We start from the raw sequence: 811 nt of genomic DNA, 5'->3' as shown, positions 1-811 counted from the left end.
TTGATCCATTAGATCCTCCGTTACCTTCAGACTACGCCGATAATCAATGGTTAACCGAAGATTATCTTTATCAGATTGAAGTGTGGTCTCTAGATAAAACAGATCGTAATTTAGTAGCTCGAAGGATTCAACAAATTCTTTGGGACCAATTTAACTTTGGAAACTACGGTGGTGGAGTCGATGAGTGGGATAAAGATTTAAATGTTTATCGAGATGCAAGACGTTATCGCGGTAAAAAATATGTTAATTAATTAGAGGAGGAAGATCGGATGAATAAAGATAAACTGTTAAAGCTGAATTTACAGCACTTTGCAGAAAACAAAAACTACAAAGCTTCAACAGGTGTAGATGAATTTTACTATGCGGTGTTAGATGAGGAAAGTGATACAAGCATTATTAAAGATGCGATTGAGCGCATTCAGTTTGCTCAGACAATTACCGTTGAAATGCCACAAGAAGCTGTACGAGCTTATGGTGATAATAAAACAGCTGAGATTGCTGTTTCAAACGGTAATGTAACGGTGACAGGTGCTTTTCATAAGTTGCCGGTCGAGGATCGTCAAAGGTTACTTGGACTTGAAACTGTTGAGGGTCTTGGCTCTTACGGTGAGGGGGATAACCCTCCATATGTAGCCTGTGTCTTTGCTAAAACGCATGAAGACGGATCAAAAGAGTGGGTAGGATTAACCAAAGGGATGTTCATGCGTCCGACGATTAATGCACAAACAAAAGAAAATACGACAGCTTTTCAGAATCAAGAAATCTCAGGTGAATTTATGGAACGTAAAGTTGACGGTTTTGATAAGGAAAA

General features: G+C 38.8%; 1 protein-coding gene and 1 pseudogene. Both read left to right on the top strand.

The window, feature by feature from the left end; genetic code table 11:
• Positions 1 to 251, top strand: a pseudogene (locus ACTWQB_RS17395) (hypothetical protein); the annotation flags it as partial.
• Between the two features lie 18 nt (positions 252 to 269).
• The coding region (locus tag ACTWQB_RS17390) for a major tail protein (protein ID WP_443140405.1) at positions 270 to 811 on the top strand (542 nt) is incomplete at its 3' end.

The organism is Piscibacillus sp. B03, assembly GCF_052246295.1.
Classification (GTDB): Bacteria; Bacillota; Bacilli; order Bacillales; family Alkalibacillaceae; genus Piscibacillus.
The sequence above is the reverse complement of the archived record's forward strand: the minus strand, read 5'-3'. Positions and strand labels throughout refer to the sequence as shown.